The organism is Spirillospora sp. NPDC048823 (assembly GCF_043198445.1).
Classification (GTDB): Bacteria; Actinomycetota; Actinomycetes; order Streptosporangiales; family Streptosporangiaceae; genus Spirillospora.
On the sequence record NZ_JBICUT010000025.1, the window covers coordinates 19433 to 38433 of the forward strand.

The following is a 19001-nucleotide window of genomic DNA, read 5'->3' on the forward strand; positions in this document are numbered from 1 at the left end:
AAGGCTGCTGCCGAGCAGGGCAGGTTCACCCGGGTCCGTTGACTTGCGGCGTGTTGTTGGTATGAGCGCGTCGGAAGCAACAACACGCCGCATGTCAACGAGGTGGCGACCCGGCATGGTTCGGAGCGTCCGGTCAGCGGGGGCGGGGCGGGTATTTGGCTACGAAGAGGCCCTCGGCCGACACGCAGGTTTCGCCGTTCGCCTTGATCTCGCCCGTCGTGCGGATCTTGCGGCCGTCCACCGAGACCTGGCGGGCGATGATCGTCAGCGGTTCGAAGAGCGGGGTCAGGTGGTGGTAGCGGACGGTCAGCTCGGCCGTCACCCCCGAGGCGCCCGCCCAGCCGTTCGCCACGCCCAGAGTGTGGTCGAGGAGGAGCGCCGAGACGCCGCCGTGGACGCTGGACGGCGGCCCCTGGTACGGCAGGCCCAGCGTCGCCACGGCCTGGATGGTGTGGGAGTCCACGGCCGTGTATTCGAGGGGCGGCGCGATCGAATTCTCCGGGCCGGTGACCGGGTCATGGCGGGTCATGCCGTCGCCGCGCCACATGTTGACCAGGCGGTCCTCCAGGGGCGGCGCCGTCGCCTCCAGGTCGTCGGCCACGGCGTTCAGGCGGTCGGCGATGCCGGACATGTCGGCGTCCGTCATCTCGCCGGAGCGGACGAGCGCGTCGATCACGCGGCGGGCCGCCTCGACGGCGGCGTCCACACCGGCGGGCCGGGTCTCGGAATGCAGGTCGATCGTCATCACGCAACCGGGTCCCGGGGCAGGCCGAGGAGGCGCTCGCCGATGATGTTCAGTTGCACGTCCGTCGTGCCGCCCGCGATCGACATGTTCCGGGAGTTCAGGAACATCCAGGCCGGGTCCTTCATGCCGCCTTCGCCGCGGCCGGAGAGCGCTTCGGGGCCGATCCAGTCCATGGCGGTCTCCCACACCTGCTGGATGTGCTCCACGCCGATCAGCTTGCCGATGCTCGACTCGGCGCCCGGCTGCCCGCCGGCGAGGGAGCGCAGGGTCGTGCGCAGGCCGAACAGGCTGCTCGACTGGGCGTCGCAGAGGATGCCGCCGAGCGTGGTCAGGCGCTCGTCGTCGACGTCCGCCGCCAGCTTGAGGAGGGCCTCGCCGCCGCTGCCGAGGGACGAGTCGTTCGAGAGCGAGACGCGCTCGTTGGCGAGGGTCGTCCGGGCGAGCTTCCAGCCGTCGCCGGGGGCGGAGACCAGGAGGTCGTCCGGGATGAACACGCCGTCGAGGAACACCTCGTTGAACAGGGTGTCGCCGGTCAGCTCGCGCAGCGGCCGGATGTCGATCCCCGGGGACTTCATGTCCAGCAGGAAGTACGACAGGCCCTTGTGCTTCGGGACGGACGGGTCCGTGCGGGCGAGCAGGATGCCCCAGTCGGCCTCGCGGGCCATGGACGTCCACACCTTCTGCCCGGTGATCGTCCAGCCGCCCTCGACCTTCTCGGCCCGCGTGGACAGCGCGGCGAGGTCGGAGCCCGCACCCGGCTCGGAGAACAGCTGGCACCAGCGGATGCCGCCGCGGAAGGACCCCGGCAGGAAGCGCTCGTGCTGGGCGGGCGACCCGTGCGCGATCAGCGTCGGCACCACCCAGTTGCCGATGATCATGTCGTGCGCGCGGAGGCCCGCGGCGCGCATCTCCTCGGCGATGACCAGCTGGGCGACGGCGTCCGCGCCCTTGCCCCACGGGACGGGGAGGTGCGGGGACGTGTAGCCGCGGTCGGCCAGGTACGTCACGCGCTCCCTGCCCTCCAGGGCCTTGGCCGGCTCCAGTTCGGCTCGGACCTCCGCGCGGACCTCCTCGGCCTCGGGCGGCAGCTCGACGCTCAGTTCGCGGCGGACGCCGTCCAGGGTCAGGCGTGCGACCCGGCGGCGCCACGACGCGGTGGAGCCGAGCAGGATGCGGAGGGTCTGTGCCCGGCGCAGGTAGAGGCTCGCGTCGTGCTCCCAGGTGAAGCCGATGCCGCCGAGGGTCTGGATGCAGTCCTTGGCGGTCTGGAACGCGGCCTGGACGCTGGTCGCGCCCGCGACGGCCGCGGCCAGGGACGCCTCGCGCGGGTCGGGCTCGTCCTGGGCGCGGGCGGCGTCCCAGGCGCAGGCGCGGGCCTGCTCGGCGTGCGCGAGCATCCGGGCGCAGCGGTGCTTGACGCCCTGGAACTGCCCGATCGGGCGGCCGAACTGCTCGCGGACCTTGGCGTACTCGGCGGCGGTCGCCGTCGCCCAGTCGGCCAGGCCGGACGACTCGGCGGCGAACAGCACCGCCGCGAGGTCGCGGACGGTCTGCGTCCCAATGTCCAGGACGGAGACGGCCGCGTTCGCCGGCTCGACCGTGCCCAGGCGGCGGGTCAGGTCGTGGCTGGGCAGCTCGTCGACGACGGCCGCGCCGCGGGGCAGGACGACCCAGGCCGTCCCGTCCCCGTCCCGGGCCGGGACGACGAGGACGTCCGCCAGCGGAGCGCCCAGCACCGGGCCCGAAACGCCGGTCACCGTGACCTCGGAGCCGGAACGGGTGAGGGCGAGGCTCCCCGCGTCCAGGCCCACCGCGCCGGCCGCGCTCCCGTCCGCGAGGGACGGCAGGTGCCCGGCGTGTCCCGCGCGGGACAGCACGGCGCTCGCCAGGACGGTCGGCAGGAACGGCCCCGGGACGATGGCGCGCCCCAGCTCCTCCAGGACGACGGCCAGCTCGACCAGGCCGTAGCCCGCGCCGCCCGCGCTCTCCGAAAGGTGCAGCCCGAGCAGTCCCTGCGCGGCGAGGTCGTCCCAGAACGCCGGCGCCTTCTCCTGCTCGGCGTCCACGGCGAGGCGCACCGCCGAAGGCGTCACCTGCCGCGACGTGAACGCGCGCACGGCGTCGCGCAGGTCGCGGTGCTCCTCGGTCAGCCCAATGGTCATGCTTCAGATCCGTTCGATGATGGTGGCCGTGGAATGCGCGCCGCCCGCGCACATCGTGACGAGGGCGGTCGACGTGTCGGACCGCTCCAGCTCGTTCACGGCCTGCGTGATGAGGCGGGCGCCGGTCGAGCCGACCGCGTGGCCGAGGGCGATGGCGCCGCCGTTGACGTTGACCTTGTCCATGTCGGCGCCGAGCACGGACGCCCACGACAGCACGACCGACGCGAACGCCTCGTTGATCTCGACGAGGTCGATGTCGGACAGCTTCATACCCGCCCGCTCCAGGACGTGCCGCGTCGAGTCGATCGGCCCGTCCAGGTGGTAGTACGGGTCGGACCCGACCATCCCGGACGCGACGATCCGGGCGCGGGGCCGCAGCCCCAGCTCGGCGGCCCGCTCGGCGGACATCAGCAGCACCGCGGCGGCTCCGTCGCTGATCTGGGACGAGTTGCCGGCGGTGTGGATCCCGTCCGGGATGACGGGCTTCAGCCCGGCGAGCGCCTCGGCGGTCGTGTTGCGCAGCCCCTGGTCGCGGGTGACCACGGCCGTCTCACCGGTCGGGCCCTCCTTGGTCATGATCGGCGCCTCGATCGGGAGGATCTGCCCGGCGAACCGGTCGTCGTCCCACGCCGCCTTCGCCTTGGCCTGCGACGCGAGCCCGAGGGCGTCGGCGTCCTCGCGGGTGATGCCGCGCTTCTTCGCGATGCGCTCGGCGGCGGTGAACTGGTCGGGGTAGTCGATGTCCCAGCCCTCGGGCGCGGGGCTGCCGGTCTCGGGGGTGCTCGCCTGCCCGAGGAACACCCGGCTCATCGCCTCGACGCCGCAACCGACGCCGATGTCGATCGCTCCGGACGCGATCAGCCCGGCGATCATGTGCACGGCCTGCTGGGACGACCCGCACGCGCAGTCGATAGTCGTGCACGCCGCCGTGTAGGGCAGGCCCGCGTACAGCCACGCGTTGCGGGTCACGTTGTTGGACTGCTCCCCCGCCTGCGTCACGCAGCCGCCGACGACCTGCTCGACCGCCGCGGCGTCGATGCCGGCGCGGCCGAGCAGCCCGCGCTGCGTGGCCCCGAGCAGCTGGGCCGGGTGCAGCCCGGACAGGGCGCCGCGGCGCTTGCCGACCGGCGTCCGGACGGCATCGACGATAACGGCCTCTGGCATGGAATGTCTCCTTAGTTCTCGGTCAGGACGCGCTTGGCCCAGCGGTAGTCGGCCTTGCCCGACGGGGAGCGGACGATCGCGTCCGCGAAGGTCACCACGGCGGGGATCTTGTAGCCGGCGAGGTGCTCGCGGCAGTGCGCCCGCAGGTCGTCGACGGCCGCGGACGCCCCGGGCCGCAGTTCCACGACGGCGGCGACGCGCTCGCCGAAGCGGTCGTCGGGGACGCCGGCGACCAGCGCGTCCATCACGGCGGGGTGCGACTTGAGGGCCTGCTCGACCTCCTCGGGGAAGACCTTCTCCCCGCCGGTGTTGATGCAGCCGGAGCCGCGCCCGAGGACGACGACCGTGCCGTCGGCCTCGACCCGGGCCATGTCGCCGAGGATCGTCCAGCGCGTGCCGTCGATGACGGGGAACGTCCGCGCCGTCTTCTCCGGGTCGTTGTGGTAGGCGAGCGGGACGTTCCCGGAGCGGGCGAGGTAGCCGACCTCGTCCGAGCCGGGCGGGACCGGCTTCAGGTTCGCGTCCACCACGGTGACGCGGGGGTCGGCGGCGAGCCGCATCAGGCCGTCCGCGCCGATCGCGATGGTGCCGTCCGCGCCCGACTCCGACGCGCCGAACGCGTTGTTCACGTGGATGCCGGGGATCAGCTCGGCGAACTCCTCCTGCACGCTGCGCGACAGGATCGCGCCGCCCGACCCGAGCACCTTGAGGGACGACAGGTCGTACTCGGCGCCGTGCGCGCGGATCGCGTCGGCGAGCGGGCGCGCGATCGCGTCCCCCACCACCGCGACGATCATGGGCTTCTCGCGGTCGATCGTGCGGAGCGCGTCCATCGCGTCGAAACGCCGCATCAGGATCGACTTGCAGCCGGTGAGCATCGCCATGAACAGCGTGTAGGACGCGGCGCCGTGCATCAGCGGCATCGTCAGCAGGTAGCTGAGCTCGAACCCGGTCTTCGCGCCCTCGACGAGCTCCTCGACGGTGCGGCGCGGCTCGCCGTACGGGTTCCCGCCCTTCACGGCGGCCATGTAGAAGTCCTCGTGCCGCCAGACGACGCCCTTCGGGTTGCCGGTCGTGCCGCCCGTGTAGAGGACGTAGCGGTCGTCGGCGCTGCGGCCCTCGCGCAGGGACGGGTCGGGCGAGCCGGGCTCGGACACGTAGTCGGTGACGCTGATCCGCGACGGCCACTCCGGCTTCTCCGCCGTCTCCCCCGTCCGGACGACCGAGACGACGCGCAGGTCGGGGCATTCTCCGGCGACGCGGGCGGCGGCCGGCGCGAACTCGTCGTCCACGACCAGGGCCGTGAGCCCGGCGTCGGTGTAGAGGTACAGCAGTTCCCGGTCGGTGTACCGGTAGTTGATGTTGACCGGCACGGCCCGGATCTTCAGGCAGCCGAGCATCGTCTCGACGTACTCGGTGCCGTTCAGCATGTGCAGGCCCACGTGCTCGCCCGGCGCGATGCCCGCCGAGCGCAGCCGGGCGCCCGCCGCGTCGGCCCGCGCGTCGAGGTCGGCGAAGGTCAGCCTGCGGTCGCCGCAGACGAGCGCCGTGCGGCCGGGGACGGCCGCCGCCACGGCCTCGAAGAAGGTCGCCAAGTTCAGCGTCATGGCCGCGAGACTAGAATTCGTTCTCATCGGAGGGCAAGGGCCGTCCCGCTCAGCGGTCTTCGCCTTTCACTCCACCTGCGGACACCCACTCAGCGGGACCGCGCCGCGGGCGGAACTAGAATTCGTACTAGCCTCCGGACGCGACCTGAACACCGATCCCGGAGGCTGCGATGAACGCTGACCTGTCCCTGGCGGGCCGCACCGCCGTCGTCACCGGCGCGGGCGCCGGGCTGGGCCGCGCCGAGGCGCTCGCACTGGCCGCGCAGGGCGCGAGCGTCGTCGTCAACGACATGGGCCCGGCCGCAGGCGACGTCGTCGCCGAGATCACGAAGGCGGGCGGCAAGGCCGTCGCGGTGACCGGGGACGTCGGCGACTGGTCGATGGGCGACACGCTGGTGTCGGCCGCCGTCGACACGTTCGGCTCGCTGGACATCGTCGTCAACAACGCGGGCGTGCTGCGCGACAAGATGCTGTTCAACCTGGCGGAGTCGGACTGGGACGACGTCATCCGCGTCCACCTGAAGGGGCACGCGGCCGTGTCCCGCGCCGCCGCCGTGCACTGGCGCGCGGCGAGCAAGGCCGCCGGCGGCCCGGTCTACGGGCGCGTGGTCAACACCGCGTCGGAGGCGTTCCTGTTCGGGTCGGCGGGCCAGCCGAACTACTCGGCGGCGAAGGCCGGCATCGTGGCGCTCACGCTGTCGACGTCCGCGGGCCTCGGCCGGTACGGGGTGCGCGCCAACGCGATCTGCCCCCGCGCCCGGACGGCGATGACCGAGGCGACGTTCGCCGAGGGCACCGCGCCCGGCGGCGTGGACGTGATGGCGCCCGAGCGGGTCGGCACGTTCGTCGGCTATCTGGCGTCCCCCGCGTCCGAGAAGATCACCGGGCAGGTGTTCGTCGTCTACGGCGACATGGTGGCGCTGATGGCGGCGCCGACCGTGGAGCAGAAGTTCACCGCGGCCGACGGCGTCTTCTCCGTCGAGGAACTCGGCGCGCAGATCACGCCGTACTTCGACGGCCGCGACCCGCGGCAGACCTACGCCGCCTACAGCGTCGCCGCGCTCGACGACACCGGTACCAGCAAGTACTGATCACCCGAACCCGCCGGTGGCCGCCTTCGGCGCGAGGGGGCGGCCACCGGTGTTCCATCCGGTCGTGCTCAGAAGAGGGACGCCTCGCGCAGGGTGGCCTCGGCGCCGCCGTCCACGTAGATGACCTGGCCGGTCATGTGGCTGTTGACCGGGGAGATCAGCCAGCGCAGCGCCTCCGCGATCACCTCCGGGTCGGCGTAGCCGTTCAGCGGCATCGGGACGGCCTCGTTCATGATTTCGAACATGGCCTCGTCCGCGAACAGCGGCTCGGTCATCGGCGTCTTCACCACGCCCGGCGCGATCGCGTTCAGCGGGATGCCCGCGCCCGCCCACTCCGGGGTGGTGCAGACCCGGCGCATCCACTGCGCGAGCGCCGACTTCGACGACGGGTACAGCCGGCCGCCGGCGCCGCTCTCCTCGACCTTCGTCGCCGCCGCGATCGCGGCCGGCTCGTCCAGGTCCAGGCAGGCGCGGACGACGTCGTCGTCCACCGGGTGGGTGCCGGAGATCGAGGCGACGACGGCGGCGCGCGGCGACTCGGCCGCCGCGAGCGCGGGACGCAGCCCGTCCAGCAGCCCGACGACGCCGAAGTAGTTCACCTTGACCGGCATGATCGTGAAGTCGGAGACGCCGGCGCAGGCCACGACGGCGTCGAGCCGCCCGCCGGCCCTCTCCAGCGTCTCCCCGACCGCGCTCGCCCGGCCCTCGGGGACGCTCAGGTCGGCGCAGACCTCCGCGTCGCGCAGGTCGATCCCGATGACGGTGTCGCCCGCGTCCCGCAGCATCCCGGCGAAGGCCTCGCCGATGCCGGACGCCGAGCCGCTGACGGCGATGGTGCGTGCCATGGTCACTCTCCTAGGTGTGTGCGCCGCCGTCGACGCGGAAGTCGGCGCCGGTGTAGTAGGCGGCGTCGGACGACCCCGCGAACGCGATCGCGGCGGCGATCATCTCCGGATCGGCGGCACCGTAGTAGGACCGGATCTTGGAGAAGTAGTCGAGGTCGAGGCCGGGCGGGAACATGTCGGCGGACCGGACCAGCGGCGTGTCGACCGCGCCCGGGGAGATCGGCACGACCCGGATGCGCCGGGCGGCCAGCTCGGCGGCGAGGCTGAGGGAGAACGCCAGCACCGCGCCCTTGGACGCCGAGTACGCCGTCATGTACGGGTTGCCCTGCGTCGCCGACAGCGAGGCGGTGTTGATGATCACGCCCGTCCGGTCCGGGAGGTGCTTCAGCGCCTCGCGGCAGAACAGGGCGGTCCCGACGAGGTTGACGGAGAACAGCCGGTTCAGGTCCGCCACCGTCAGCGTCTCGATGGGGGTGGTCTTGTGGACGCCGGCCACGTTGACGAGGACGTCGATGCCGCCGAGCGTCTCGGCCGCGCCCGCCACCGCGGCGATCACGGCGGCCTCGTCGGTCACGTCGGCCGTGCGGGTGCTGATGGTGCCGGGCCCGGTGACCGCCTCGGCGGTCTCGGCCAGGCCCTTGTCGGAGATGTCCACGCCGTAGACCGCGGCGCCCTCGGTGGTGAGGCGGATCGCCGTGGCCCGTCCGATGCCGGACCCAGCCCCGGTGAGCAGCACTCTCACGCCGTCATAGCGATTCATGGCGGCACGCTAGCCGCGGTCCCGGACCGTCCGCCGGGACCATCCCGATCACTGGGAGGGGCGCGCGGCGTTCGACCGGGGCGCGAGGAGGAGCCGGCAGGCGAGGCGGATGTCGCTCTCCACGTCCGCCATGGACGCGCGGCCGTTCAGGCTCGACTGGAGCACCCCGTACCAGCACTGCATCAGCAGCCGGACGAGCGTGACGTCCTGCACGGTGGGGACCTCGATGCCCACGGCGCGCAGCAGGATCTCCCGGAACGTGTTGTCGATGTGGATCGTGTCGGCGACGGTCGCGACGTGCGCGGTGTTCGACGCGTGCAGCATCGACGCCGACAGCACGGGCTGCGCCATCAGGTTCCGGCTGGCCTGCACCAGCAGGTCGGCGACGGCGTCCTCGGGCGCGACGCCGGGCGCGGGCTCGGCGACCTGCTCGCGGAGCCGGTCGACCTGCGCCGCCATCACCGCGGTGAACAGGTGGACCTTCGACGGGAAGTACCGGTACAGGGTGCCGATCGCGACCCCGGCGGCCTTCGCCACCTCGTGCATCTGGACGCGTTCGAGGGACTTCTCCATGCCGATGCGCGAGGCGGCCCGCAGGATGCGCTGCCGCCGGTCGTGCTGCTCGGGTGAGCTGGGCTCGGCGGACATCCTCGCCGCTGCGATCCTCGCCACGGCCCCCCTCCCGTCCATCGGTTTGCTGACAAGGAACAATATCCAGTTCGAGTGTCATCCCCGCGATCACCGATACCGGTCAGTGGGACGGAGCGTCCCGCTGCGGCACCACCCGCACTTACGTTGTGCGCGCATAGATCGGGAGGGGATTCAAGTGGGAAATGCCCGGTGGGACGACGAATACGACGTGGTGGTGGCCGGTTCGGGCGCCGGAGCGATGGCGGGCGCGCTGGCGGCGGCGTCGACCGGGCTGCGGACCCTGGTCCTGGAGAAGACGAAGGTACTCGGCGGAACGTCCGCGTACTCCGGGTCGGCGATCTGGCTGCCGGGCACGCAGGTGCAGGAACGGGCCGGGATCGGTGACTCGACCGGGTCGGCGCGCACGTATCTGCGGGCGCTGCTGGGCGATGACGGCGAGGCCCACCGCGAGGCGTTCCTGGAGACGGCGCCCCAGGTGGTGGAGTTCCTGGAGAAGGACCCGGCGCTCGAATTCCGGTTCCAGGCGTTCCCCGACTACTTCGACGCGCCCGGACGCATGGACATGGGGCGCTCGTTCGTGCCGCTTGAGCTGCCGGTCGAGCAGCTCGGGGACCTGGCCGGGCTGGTGCGCCCGCCAGTCGACCGCGATCGGGCGGGGCGCGGTCACTCGGCGTCCGAGCCGATGGCGCAGGGGCGGGCGCTGATCGGGCGGCTGCTGCTGGCGTTCACCGCCACCGGCAACGGCGTCGTGCGCACCGAGACCCCGCTGACCGGCCTGATCGTGGAGGACGGCCGGGTCGTTGGCGCCGAGGCCGGCGGGCTCCGGCTGCGGGCGTCGCGCGGCGTGCTGCTGGCCGCCGGCGGGTTCGAGTCGTCGGCCGCCCTGCGCGCCGCGCGCGACGTGCCGGGAGGCGCGGACTGGACGATGGCCCCCGACGGCGCGAACACCGGCGACGCGATCGAGGCGGCGGTGCGGATCGGCGCGTCCACCGGGCAGCTCGACCAGGCGTGGTTCTGCCCCGGCCTGCTGACCCCGGACGGGCGGCCCGCGTTCACGCTCGGCTTCCGGGGCGGGCTCATCACGGACGGCTCCGGGCGGCGCTTCGCCAACGAGTCGCTCCCCTACGACCAGATGGGCCGGCGCCTCGCCGCCGCCGAGGGCCCCTTCCACCTGATCTTCGACGCGCGATCGCAGGGGCTGCCGGCGATCTCCGTCCCGCCGCTGACGGCCGACGAGCAGGTGGCGTCGGGGCAGTGGGTCCAGGCCGGGACCCTGGCGGAACTGGCCGGGAAGATCGGCCTCCCCGCGGACGTCCTGACCGAGACCGTCGAACGCTTCAACGGCTTCGCCGAGAAGGGCGTGGACGACGACTTCCACCGCGGCGAGGACCCCTACGACCGGTACTTCGCCGGCGGAAGGTCCTGCCTCGTCGCCGTGGACAGGCCGCCGTACTACGCAGCGAAGATCGTCCTGAGCGACCTCGGAACGAAGGGCGGGCTGTGCACCGACCCGGACGGCCGTGTCCTGGACGGCTCCGGCCGTCCCATCACCGGGCTCTACGCGGCCGGCAACACCAGTGCCTCGTTCACAGGCCCGGTCTACCCCGGACCGGGCATCCCGATCGGGTCGGCGGTGGCCTTCGCCTACCGCGCGGTCCAGAAGATGAGGAGAGACACGTGAGATCTGTCAGGGCCATGGGGCGCGTCGTCACGGCGGTCGCCGCCGCCGGGACGGTGGCTATCGGCACGGCCGCGTGCGGTGGCACGCCCGAAGTCACCGCGGTTCCCGCGAACGCCGAGGCGGGCCACGTCCCGCCGGGGCAGCGCGGGAACCTGATCAGCCAGCGTCCGCTGACGAACGCGGCGGCGCTCCCGAGCGCCGCGAAGAACCGGTTCGTCACCTACACGTCCGAGGGCGTGGGCGGGAAGCGGATCACGGTCACGGGCACCGTCGCCGTCCCGAAGGGCACACCCCCGCCCGGCGGCTGGCCGGTGCTGAGCTGGGCGCACGGCACGACCGGGACCGCCGACAGGTGCGCCCCGTCCGCCGACACCGCGAACGGCCCGGCCCGCGACTACCTGTCGATCACCGAGCAGTACCTGGACAACTGGGTGCAGCACGGCTTCGCCGTCGTCCAGACCGACTACGAGGGTATGGGCACCCCCGGCGAGCACCCGTACATGAACGGCGCCAGCGAGGCGAACACGGTCACCGACATCGTCCGCGCCGCCCGTAAGGCCGACCACCGCATCGGACGCGACTGGTTCGTCGCGGGCCACAGCCAGGGCGGCCAGGCGACGCTCTACACGGCCGCGGCCGCGCAGGAGCCCCGCGACATCCGCCTCAAGGGCGCCGTGGCGATCGGGCCCGGCTCGAACATGAGCCAGACCGCGAAGTACGTGAAGGCGCAGTACCCCGGCGCCGAGATCGCGCTGCCGTTCCTGTTCGTCCTGCTCAACGGCTACCACGCGGCCGACCCGACGTTCGTCCCCGAGGACCTCCTGACCGACGACGCCGCCGCCGTCGCCAAGGCGGGCCGGACGAACGCGTGCCTGCTGCAGCTCAAGCAGCTCAGCGCGAGCCTGCCGCTGAACAACGTGTTCCGCCCGGACGCCGACCTCACCCGGTTCGAGGACTACTACGACTCGCAGGAAGCGCTCGGCCTGAACATCAAGGTCCCGACGCTGGTGGCGCAGGGCGGCGCCGACCGCGAGGTCTCTCCCGCCGCGACACGGAACGTCGTGAACGACCTCTGCAAGCGCTACGGCAACATCGCCTACCAGGAGTTCGCCGGCGCCGACCACCGAGGCAGCATCAACGCCTCCTTCCAGGCCGGCCTGGAGTTCGCCAAGTCCCTCCGCAACAACGAAACCCCACCCACCACCTGCTGACCGCCGCGGCCTGCCGCCGCCTCCGGGCGGCAGCGGGCCGCCGCATGCCGGACGAGGTTGTCCTCCACCTTCAGGCCGAAGACGCCGCGCCCCCACATGGAGAGGGCGTGTTCTATCGCAGCAGATCAAGCCCGCGTCCCGGTCCGGGGCTCAGCGTCCCGGCCACCAGGACTCGCCGTTCAGGACGCTGACCTCGGTGACGGCCGCTGCAAGTCGATCCCGTACGCGCGCCGCGTCCCGCTGCGCGCCCGGACCGCCGCGTGGCCGACGATGGAGCAGGACAAGCTGCTGTTCGTCTGGAACGACCCGGAGGGGAACAAGCCGCCGGCGGACGTGACGATCCCGGTGATCGAGGGCGCCACCCGCGACGACTGGACCGACTGGCGCTGGACCGAGACGGTCGTCCACACCAACGCGCGCGAGGTCATGGACAACATCGTCGACATGGCGCACTTCTTCTACATCCACCAGTCGTTCCCGACGTACTTCAAGAACATCTTCGAGAACCAGACGGCCACGCAGATCATGAAGGGCGTGACCCGGGAGGACGCGCGCCGGGAGCGGGCGACGGCATCGGACGAGGCGTCGCCCGCCGCTTCGCCGCCGAGGGCGCCCGCGTCCTGGTGGCGGAGCTGAACGCGGAGACCGGCGCCGCGGTGGCGGCCGAGATCGGGGAGAACGCCCGGTTCGTCCAGACGGACGTGACCGACAAGGCGCAGGTCAACGCCATGATCGCGGAGGCTGTCGAGACCTGGGGTTCGGTGGACATCCTGGTCAACAACGCCTGGGGCGCCGGAACCGTCGGCCGCGTCGAGAACAAGACCGACGAACAGCTCGTCCGCGGTTTCGCGATGGGCTACTACGGCCCGCTGTGGGCGATGCAGGCCGCGTTCCCCCATATGAAGGGGCGCGGGTGGGGACGCGTCATCAACATGTGCTCGCTGAACGGGGTCAACGCCCACATGGGGACCCTTGAGTACAACTCGGCCAAGGAGGCCCTCCGGACGCTGACCCGCACGGCCGCCCGCGAATGGGCGCCGACCGGCGTCGTCGTGAACGCGATCTGCCCGGGCGCCAAGAGCGCGGCGTTCCGGCGGATGGCGGCCGAGCATCCGGAGATCGAGGCCGCCGCCGACCGCGCCAACCCGATGGGCCGCCTCGGCGACCCGGAGACCGACATCGCACCTGTGGCGGTGTTCCTCGCCTCCGAGGGCGCCCGCTACCTGACCGGAAACACCCTGTTCGCGGACGGCGGCTCGCACATCAACGGCGTCGCCTGGACCCCGGACCTGGACGGAGAACAATGATCGACGAGTACGGCCCGTGGGCCGTCATCGCGGGCGGCTCGGAGGGGGTCGGCGCCGCGTTCGCCCACCGGCTCGCCGACGCGGGCCTGAACCTGGTGCTGATCGCCCGCAAGCCCGGCCCGCTGGCGGAGACCGCGGCGGCCGTCCGGGCGAAGGGGGTGGAGGTCCGCACGCTGGAGCTGGACCTCGTCTCCCCCGACCCGCTGAAGAAGGTCCGCGAGGTCACCGACGGCCTGGACGTGGGCCTGCTGATCCTCAACGCGGGCGCGAACAGCTACGGCCACGAGTTCGTCACCGGCGACCTGGACCGCTTCCGGGGCGTCATCGACCTGAACATCACCGCGCAGCTGGCCTTCACGCACCACTTCGGCGCACTGATGAAGTCCCGCGGCCGGGGCGGCCTGCTGCTGGTGGGGTCGCTCGCCGGGTACATGGGGCAGGCGCAGATCAGCATCTACTCGGCGGTGAAGTCGTTCGGGCGGGTGTTCGCCGAGGGGCTGTGGCTGGAGATGCGCGAGTACGGGGTGGACGTCCTGGAACTCGTCCTCGGCGTGACGCGGACTCCGGCGATGGAACGCGCCGGCCTCGACATGGACATGCCGGGCCTGAACGTCGCCGAACCGGACGACATCGCCCGCGAGGGCCTGGAGCACCTCAAGGACGGCCCGGTCTGGGTCGCCGGCGGCAACTACGAGGCGGCCCAGAAGCGGGCGGGCTTCCCGCGCGACCGCAAGGTCCTGGGCGCCCACGAGGCCATGAGGCGAATGCTCCCGGACCCGTCCTGACCTCCCTGACATGCGCCTCATAGAGGCGCCTGAGCGGTCGGTCAAGGCTGCGCACGCTCGACACGGCCCAGGGGCCGGGAAACCTTCCCGCCCCTGGGCCGACCACGCTCACCCGGTCAGCCAACACGCCACCTCCGGACGGGGCGGGTCTCGATGAAGTCGATCTGCAGAGCACGCCTCGCGAACCGCCAGCCGCCGTCCGAACGCCGGTACGTGTCGGTGTAGCGCAGGTGCCAGACGAGGTCGGACGGCTTGCCCGGTTCCCGTTCGGTCAGGTGGTGCGCCACGCACGCGATGTGACCGGTCCCGTCCGCCTCGAATACCTGGCCCACGAGTTCGTGTGACGTCATCGGGATGTCGCACAAAGACGACAGCGACCCCACGATGTCGTCCCGTCCGTTGAAGGTCCGCACCGGGCCAAGCTCCTTCGGCGGGTCGGGCAGGACGAGGAGGGCGTCGTCGGTGAACAGGCTCCCGAGGCCGGAGAAATCGCGGCGGTCGGCGTACAGCGCGTACCGGGCGACCAGGTCGAGGAGTTCGACCCGGTCCCCCCAAGGCAGCGTCATGATAGGCCGAGGCGCTCGGCGCAGGCCGACAGTTCGTCCTTCGCCTCGTTGAGGTCGACGGTCGGCTTGCCGCCCAGGACGAGGCGGCCCGCCCCCAAAGCACCCAGCTTCTCCGCCTTCTCCGGTGTGACGGCCGACAGCGAATGGCCGAGCGTCAGCTCCAGCGCGTCCGGGTCGCGGTCGTTCTTCTCCGCTTCCTCCCGCATCAGCGCGACCAGTGAACGCAGCTCGCCCCCCGCCACGCCCAGCGGCTGCAACCCGTCCCCGTACCGACCGGCACGGCGCGCGGCGGCCTTGGTGTGCCCGCCCACATGAATGGGCACGCCACCCTTCTGGACGGGCTTCGGGTAGCTCATCGCACCCTTGAACTGGAAGAACTCCCCGTCATGTGAAGCCCCCGAAGGCGCCGTGTCGGCCCACAGCTTCCGGAGCACCTCCAGTTGCTCGTTGCCGCGCCGCCCCCGCGAGTCGAAGCCGACGCCGCACGCCTCGATCTCCTCGCGCATCCAGCCCATCCCGACGACCAGCCGCAGTCGTCCACCCGACAGGGCGTCGATCGTGGCGAGCCGCTTGGCCAGCACCACCGGGTGGTGGTTGGGCAGGACGAGCACGCCGGTGGCGAGCCCGATCCGCGACGTCTGCCCCGCCAGAAACGCGAGCAGGTCAAGAGGGTCGGGGATGTCCAGGTCGTCCGCCAGCTCCATGCGCCCCGACGCGCTGTACGGGTACACGCTCGAATAGGAGCTTGCCACCACCGCGTGCTCGACCGCGCAGACCGACTCGAAACCGCAGACTTCGGCGTGCCGGACGTACGCGCCGATCCACGCCGGATCAGCGGTGACGCCCGCCGCCACGGGCAGCAGGACGGCGTAGTTCATTCGGAACCCTTCCCAGAGGAGGCAGCCCGGCCGCCGCGGCGGCCGAAGACGGCGCCGGCGGCTCCGAAGCCGACCACGAGGACGTCGCACTCGTGGTCGAACTCCACCTGGGCGGCGGCGACCGGTTCCACCGAAGGCTTCGCCATCGGCGTCAGCCCTTCTTCTGCGGGGCGAACGCGGCCAGCGGCTCGGACCCCGACCAGTCGTGGCCCCAGTAGCTGTCCTTGCTGATCTCTTCGGCGGTGTAGTGCGTCTCGTCCACGAGCATGCCCTCACAGCCGTACTCGATGTCCCAGCCGCCGGGCGCCCGGACGTAGAACGACACCATCCTGTCGTTGGTGTGCCGTCCGAGCGTCGAGGAGATCGAGAAGCCCCTCTCCTTGACCGCGTCCAGCGCGATGCCGACCGCGTCGAGGGTGTCGACCTCCACCATCAGGTGGACCAGGCCCGGGTCGCCGCCGTGCGGCGCGGGGCAGATCGCCAGGCTGTGATGCCGCTGGTTGACGCCCATGAACCGGATCCGGACCGGGCCGCCGACCTTCATCGCGCCGCGCGGCAGGAACCCGAGGACCTCGGCGTAGAACGCGGCGGCCTCCATGAGGTTCGGCGTGGGCAGGACGACGTGGCCCATGCCCATCGCGCCCGTGACGAACTTCTGCGCGAAGCCGGTGCGGACCGGGCTGTGGTCGAGCACCGGGCCCCAGAACACCTCCAGGGGCGTGCCGCCGGGGTCGGTGAAGGCGATGACCTCCTCGGCGTCGCGCGCCGCGGCCTCTTTGGGCTTCAGCGCCGTCACGTCCGTCCCGGACTTCTCCACGGCCTCGCGTACGGCGGCCAGCGCGTACTGGTCGCGCACCTCCCAGCCGACGGCCAGCACCCGGTCGGCGTCGCCGGGCAGCACCTGCAGGCGCGACCGGCGCTCGTCCATGCGCAGGTACAGGCCGTCGGGGTCCGGCCCGCTGCCTTCGGCGAACCCGAGCCCTTCGAGGGCGAACTCGCGCCAGCGGCCGATGTGCCGGGTCTGGACCTTGAGATAACCCAGCCCTCGGATCTGCGTCACTGTCCTGGATCCCTTCGATGTCGCGGCCCGCGCAGCGGCGGTCCATTGCTCAACCTGCCAAACCGCGTGGCCGGCCGCCTGGACCTTCTCGCTCAGTGAGAGTCGCGCGGCGGCTCTGGCCGGACGACCGGTGAGGATCGTGAGATGACAGCAACGAGACCGGTCGCGCTGGTGACCGGGGCGAGCCGGGGCATCGGCCGGCGGACGGCGCTCGCGCTGGCCGCCGCCGGGTACGACGTCGCGTTCACCGCGCGGACCGCCGCGGAGGGCGAGGGCCGGATACCGCCGCGGCACGGCGCGGCGGCGGCGATCCCCGTCCCCGGCAGCCTGGCGCGGACGAAAGCGGAGATCGAGGCGCTCGGCGTGCGGGCCCTGCCCGTCCGGATGGACCTGCTCGACCGGGCGAGCGTCCGGGCCGCCGCGCAGTCCGTGCTGGACGCGTGGGGCGGCATCGACGTCCTGGTCAACAACGCGGTCGCGCACATAGCGGGCACCCACGAACGCTTCCTCGACCTGGACGTGGAGGTCGCCCAAAAGCTGGCCACCGGCAATTTCCTGAACCAGATCGTCCTGCTGCAGGCCGTCCTGCCTGCGATGCTCGACCAGGGCGGTGGGACGATCGTGAACCTGTGCTCGGGTTCGGCGACCAGCGATCCGCCCGGACCCCCCGGTGAGGGCGGCTGGGGCGTGGCGTACTCGGCGTCCAAGGCGGCCTTCGGACGGCTCGCCGGTGCGATCAACGCCGAATACCTCAAGAACGGGATCCGAGCGTTCAACCTCGATCCCGGCTTCGTCATCACGGACGCGGGAGCGGCGCGCGGCGGCCTCGACTCCCTCAAGGACAAGGGCTTCGAGGCGACGCCCGAGGAGGCTCCAGCGGCGGCTGTCGTCTGGCTCGTCACGCACCCGGACGCTGAGAAGGTCCTCGGCCGCGTCGTCTGGACGCCCAAACTCGTCCAAGACCTCGGCCTCCTCTAACGACCGGCGTGCCGGGGTCGTGGAGTTGCTCACGGCCCCGGCACTTTCATCCCCGAAGGGTCAGATCATGGACCGCATCGGGCCGCAGAGACCGGCGGCACGCCGTCCGGCGCCCCGCGCCCGACCCGGCGGAGCTCCGGAAGGCGATGGCGGAGTCCGGCACCGGGGTCACCGTGCTCGCCGCCGTCGACGGCGGCGAGCCGGTCGGCTTCGCCTGCCAGTCGTTCTCGTCGGTGTCGCTGGAGCCGCCGCTGATCCTGTTCTGCGCGGACAAGCGCGGCCGGTCCTGGCCGCGGATCCGCACGGCCGGGCATTTCCGCGTGAACGTGCTCGGCGAGGAGCAGCGCGAGTTGTGCGAGCGCTTCGGCTCCAGCCGTGGCCGGAAGTTCGCGGGACTCGACTGGGCGGTCTCCCCGTGGGGCCTCGGGGACCGGTGGGGCTGGGGGTGACGGCCCGACCCCGTCCGGGCGCGGCGTCACATCCAGGTGCCGCGTCCGTCCACGGCGAGCAGCCGGTTCATCGTCTCCGGCGACCATGTCGACTCCTCGCCCGCACGGCGGACGCAGCGGCGGCCGCGCGGGCGCGCGGTGCCGGCCGCCGAGCCGGGGAACAGGATCTGCGCGGTATCGCGGGCGGCGGTGACCACCAGCGGCGCGAGGTTCTCCAGCGGCGTCCGGATGTCGCCGACCAGGGAGATGCCGGCGACCGGGCCCTCGTCGCCGCGGATCGCCGCCGCCACGCAGGAGATGCCGGCGAACGACTCGCCGCGCTCGAACGCCAGGCCCCGGCGCCGCCGGACGCGGTGCAGTTCCTGGTGCAGCGTGCCCAGCTCGCCGATGGTGCGGCTGGTGAACCGGCTGATGTTCTCGCCGAGCAGCGCGTCCACCTGCTCGGGCTCCAGCCACGCCAGCATCGCCTTGCCGAGCGCGGTGCAGTGCGCCGGCGCGCGCCCGCCGACCCGCGACGGCACGGAGGCGGCGAGCCGCCCGCCGAGCTTGTCCAGGTAGTAGACCTCGGCGCCGTCCAGGACGGCGAGGTGCGCGACGAGCCCGGTGGTGACCTGCAGCTCGTGCAGCTGCGGGGCCGCCGCCTCGCGGATCTTGCCGTGCCCGCCGTCCTGCCCGCCGAGGCCGAGCGCGCGCTGGCCCAGCCCGTAGCCGAACGAGTGGTGCGCGAGCCAGCGCTGCTTGACCAGCTGGTCCAGGATCCGGTGCGCGGTCGAGCGCGGCAGTTGCGTGCGGCGCGCGACGTCCTCCAGCGTCAGCCGGGCCGTCGGCCCGTTGAACGCGTCCAGGATCAGCGTCATCCGCTCGATCATCGACGGCGGCGACTCCCGCCGCGCCGTCGCCGCCCGCAGCGCGTCCACCGTCATGGCCTTCGGCGCCGCTGCTCCGCGCATCATCGCCTCGGTCATCGCACCTCCCAGAACCAGACTGAAATGAATTCTTGTTATTTGGAATGTAGCAACCGCTTGGTGTCCTGTGAAGAGGGTCGTATCCCTAGGTCAGCG

Annotated in this window: 20 protein-coding genes; 8 read left to right on the plus strand and 12 right to left on the minus strand. The window is 72.2% G+C overall.

Features of this window, described 5'->3' with window-relative positions:
• Window positions 1-133: 133 nt before the first annotated feature.
• The 4 genes from ACGFK0_RS35970 to ACGFK0_RS35985 are packed head-to-tail and all read right to left on the minus strand — an operon-like array spanning window position 134 to window position 5678.
• Entirely contained in the window at window positions 134-745 is a 612-nt protein-coding gene (locus ACGFK0_RS35970) for a PaaI family thioesterase (RefSeq protein WP_392913005.1), read from the minus strand.
• Window positions 745-2907, minus strand: a complete 2163-nt coding sequence (locus tag ACGFK0_RS35975; RefSeq protein ID WP_392913006.1) for an acyl-CoA dehydrogenase — start codon at window positions 2905-2907, stop codon at window positions 745-747. The genes ACGFK0_RS35970 and ACGFK0_RS35975 overlap by 1 nt, the downstream gene beginning before the upstream one ends.
• Before the next feature lie 3 nt (window positions 2908-2910).
• Entirely contained in the window at window positions 2911-4071 is a 1161-nt protein-coding gene (locus ACGFK0_RS35980) for a steroid 3-ketoacyl-CoA thiolase (RefSeq protein ID WP_392913007.1), read from the minus strand.
• An 11-nt stretch (window positions 4072-4082) separates the two neighbouring features.
• Window positions 4083-5678 carry an acyl-CoA synthetase gene (locus ACGFK0_RS35985; protein WP_392913008.1) on the minus strand — a complete coding sequence of 532 codons (1596 nt, stop codon included), beginning with the start codon at window positions 5676-5678 and terminating at the stop codon, window positions 4083-4085.
• A 170-nt stretch (window positions 5679-5848) separates the two neighbouring features.
• On the opposite strand from ACGFK0_RS35985, the gene ACGFK0_RS35990 reads away from it, so the two are divergent.
• Window positions 5849-6769 carry a 3-oxoacyl-ACP reductase gene (locus ACGFK0_RS35990; protein ID WP_392913009.1) on the plus strand — a complete coding sequence of 307 codons (921 nt, stop codon included), beginning with the start codon at window positions 5849-5851 and terminating at the stop codon, window positions 6767-6769.
• 68 nt (window positions 6770-6837) lie between these two features.
• Here the strand turns inward: ACGFK0_RS35990 and ACGFK0_RS35995 are convergent, their stop codons facing one another.
• Genes ACGFK0_RS35995 through ACGFK0_RS36005 form a run of 3 tightly spaced genes read right to left on the minus strand, consistent with a single transcriptional unit; the run spans window position 6838 to window position 9046 of the window.
• Entirely contained in the window at window positions 6838-7614 is a 777-nt protein-coding gene (locus ACGFK0_RS35995; RefSeq protein WP_392913010.1) for an SDR family oxidoreductase, read from the minus strand.
• Between the two features lie 10 nt (window positions 7615-7624).
• The gene (locus ACGFK0_RS36000) at window positions 7625-8374 is read right to left on the minus strand and encodes an SDR family NAD(P)-dependent oxidoreductase (RefSeq protein WP_392913011.1); all 750 of its coding nucleotides are present in this window, start codon (window positions 8372-8374) and stop codon (window positions 7625-7627) included.
• A gap of 48 nt (window positions 8375-8422) precedes the next feature.
• Window positions 8423-9046: a TetR family transcriptional regulator gene (locus ACGFK0_RS36005; RefSeq protein ID WP_392913012.1), complete on the minus strand. Its 624-nt coding sequence runs from the start codon at window positions 9044-9046 to the stop codon at window positions 8423-8425.
• Between the two features lie 154 nt (window positions 9047-9200).
• Between ACGFK0_RS36005 and ACGFK0_RS36010 the strand changes: the two genes are divergently transcribed.
• From ACGFK0_RS36010 to ACGFK0_RS36030, 5 genes are all read left to right on the plus strand, one after another.
• A complete protein-coding gene (locus ACGFK0_RS36010; protein WP_392913014.1) occupies window positions 9201-10706 on the plus strand; it encodes an FAD-binding protein in 1506 nt (501 codons plus the stop codon).
• Entirely contained in the window at window positions 10703-11917 is a 1215-nt protein-coding gene (locus tag ACGFK0_RS36015; protein WP_392913015.1) for an alpha/beta hydrolase family protein, read from the plus strand. The genes ACGFK0_RS36010 and ACGFK0_RS36015 overlap by 4 nt, the downstream gene beginning before the upstream one ends.
• 270 nt (window positions 11918-12187) lie before the next feature.
• Entirely contained in the window at window positions 12188-12553 is a 366-nt protein-coding gene (locus ACGFK0_RS36020; protein ID WP_392913063.1) for a hypothetical protein, read from the plus strand.
• Complete coding sequence (locus tag ACGFK0_RS36025) at window positions 12490-13224, plus strand: SDR family NAD(P)-dependent oxidoreductase (RefSeq protein ID WP_392913064.1); 735 nt, start codon at window positions 12490-12492, stop codon at window positions 13222-13224. Before ACGFK0_RS36020 ends, ACGFK0_RS36025 begins: the two co-directional genes overlap by 64 nt.
• Window positions 13221-14009: an SDR family NAD(P)-dependent oxidoreductase gene (locus tag ACGFK0_RS36030; RefSeq protein WP_392913016.1), complete on the plus strand. Its 789-nt coding sequence runs from the start codon at window positions 13221-13223 to the stop codon at window positions 14007-14009. The genes ACGFK0_RS36025 and ACGFK0_RS36030 overlap by 4 nt, the downstream gene beginning before the upstream one ends.
• Window positions 14010-14125: 116 nt before the next feature.
• Here ACGFK0_RS36030 and ACGFK0_RS36035 read toward each other — a convergent pair whose 3' ends face one another.
• The 4 genes from ACGFK0_RS36035 to ACGFK0_RS36050 are packed head-to-tail and all read right to left on the minus strand — an operon-like array spanning window position 14126 to window position 16513.
• A complete protein-coding gene (locus ACGFK0_RS36035; RefSeq protein WP_392913017.1) occupies window positions 14126-14575 on the minus strand; it encodes a nuclear transport factor 2 family protein in 450 nt (149 codons plus the stop codon).
• Window positions 14572-15453 (minus strand): TIGR03619 family F420-dependent LLM class oxidoreductase, encoded by an 882-nt coding sequence (locus ACGFK0_RS36040; protein WP_392913018.1) that lies wholly within the window; start codon window positions 15451-15453, stop codon window positions 14572-14574. The genes ACGFK0_RS36035 and ACGFK0_RS36040 overlap by 4 nt, the downstream gene beginning before the upstream one ends.
• Complete coding sequence (locus ACGFK0_RS36045; protein ID WP_392913019.1) at window positions 15450-15599, minus strand: hypothetical protein; 150 nt, start codon at window positions 15597-15599, stop codon at window positions 15450-15452. Before ACGFK0_RS36045 ends, ACGFK0_RS36040 begins: the two co-directional genes overlap by 4 nt.
• Window positions 15600-15604: 5 nt before the next feature.
• The gene (locus tag ACGFK0_RS36050; protein ID WP_392913020.1) at window positions 15605-16513 is read right to left on the minus strand and encodes a VOC family protein; all 909 of its coding nucleotides are present in this window, start codon (window positions 16511-16513) and stop codon (window positions 15605-15607) included.
• A gap of 144 nt (window positions 16514-16657) precedes the next feature.
• On the opposite strand from ACGFK0_RS36050, the gene ACGFK0_RS36055 reads away from it, so the two are divergent.
• Together ACGFK0_RS36055 and ACGFK0_RS36060 are read left to right on the plus strand one after the other, a co-directional pair.
• The gene (locus ACGFK0_RS36055; RefSeq protein ID WP_392913021.1) at window positions 16658-17491 is read left to right on the plus strand and encodes an SDR family NAD(P)-dependent oxidoreductase; all 834 of its coding nucleotides are present in this window, start codon (window positions 16658-16660) and stop codon (window positions 17489-17491) included.
• A 146-nt stretch (window positions 17492-17637) separates the two neighbouring features.
• On the plus strand, window positions 17638-17940 hold the full coding sequence (locus tag ACGFK0_RS36060) for a flavin reductase family protein (RefSeq protein WP_392913022.1): 303 nt from the start codon (window positions 17638-17640) through the stop codon (window positions 17938-17940).
• A 26-nt stretch (window positions 17941-17966) separates the two neighbouring features.
• Here ACGFK0_RS36060 and ACGFK0_RS36065 read toward each other — a convergent pair whose 3' ends face one another.
• The gene (locus ACGFK0_RS36065; RefSeq protein ID WP_392913023.1) at window positions 17967-18905 is read right to left on the minus strand and encodes an IclR family transcriptional regulator; all 939 of its coding nucleotides are present in this window, start codon (window positions 18903-18905) and stop codon (window positions 17967-17969) included.
• Between the last annotated feature and the right edge of the window lie 96 nt (window positions 18906-19001).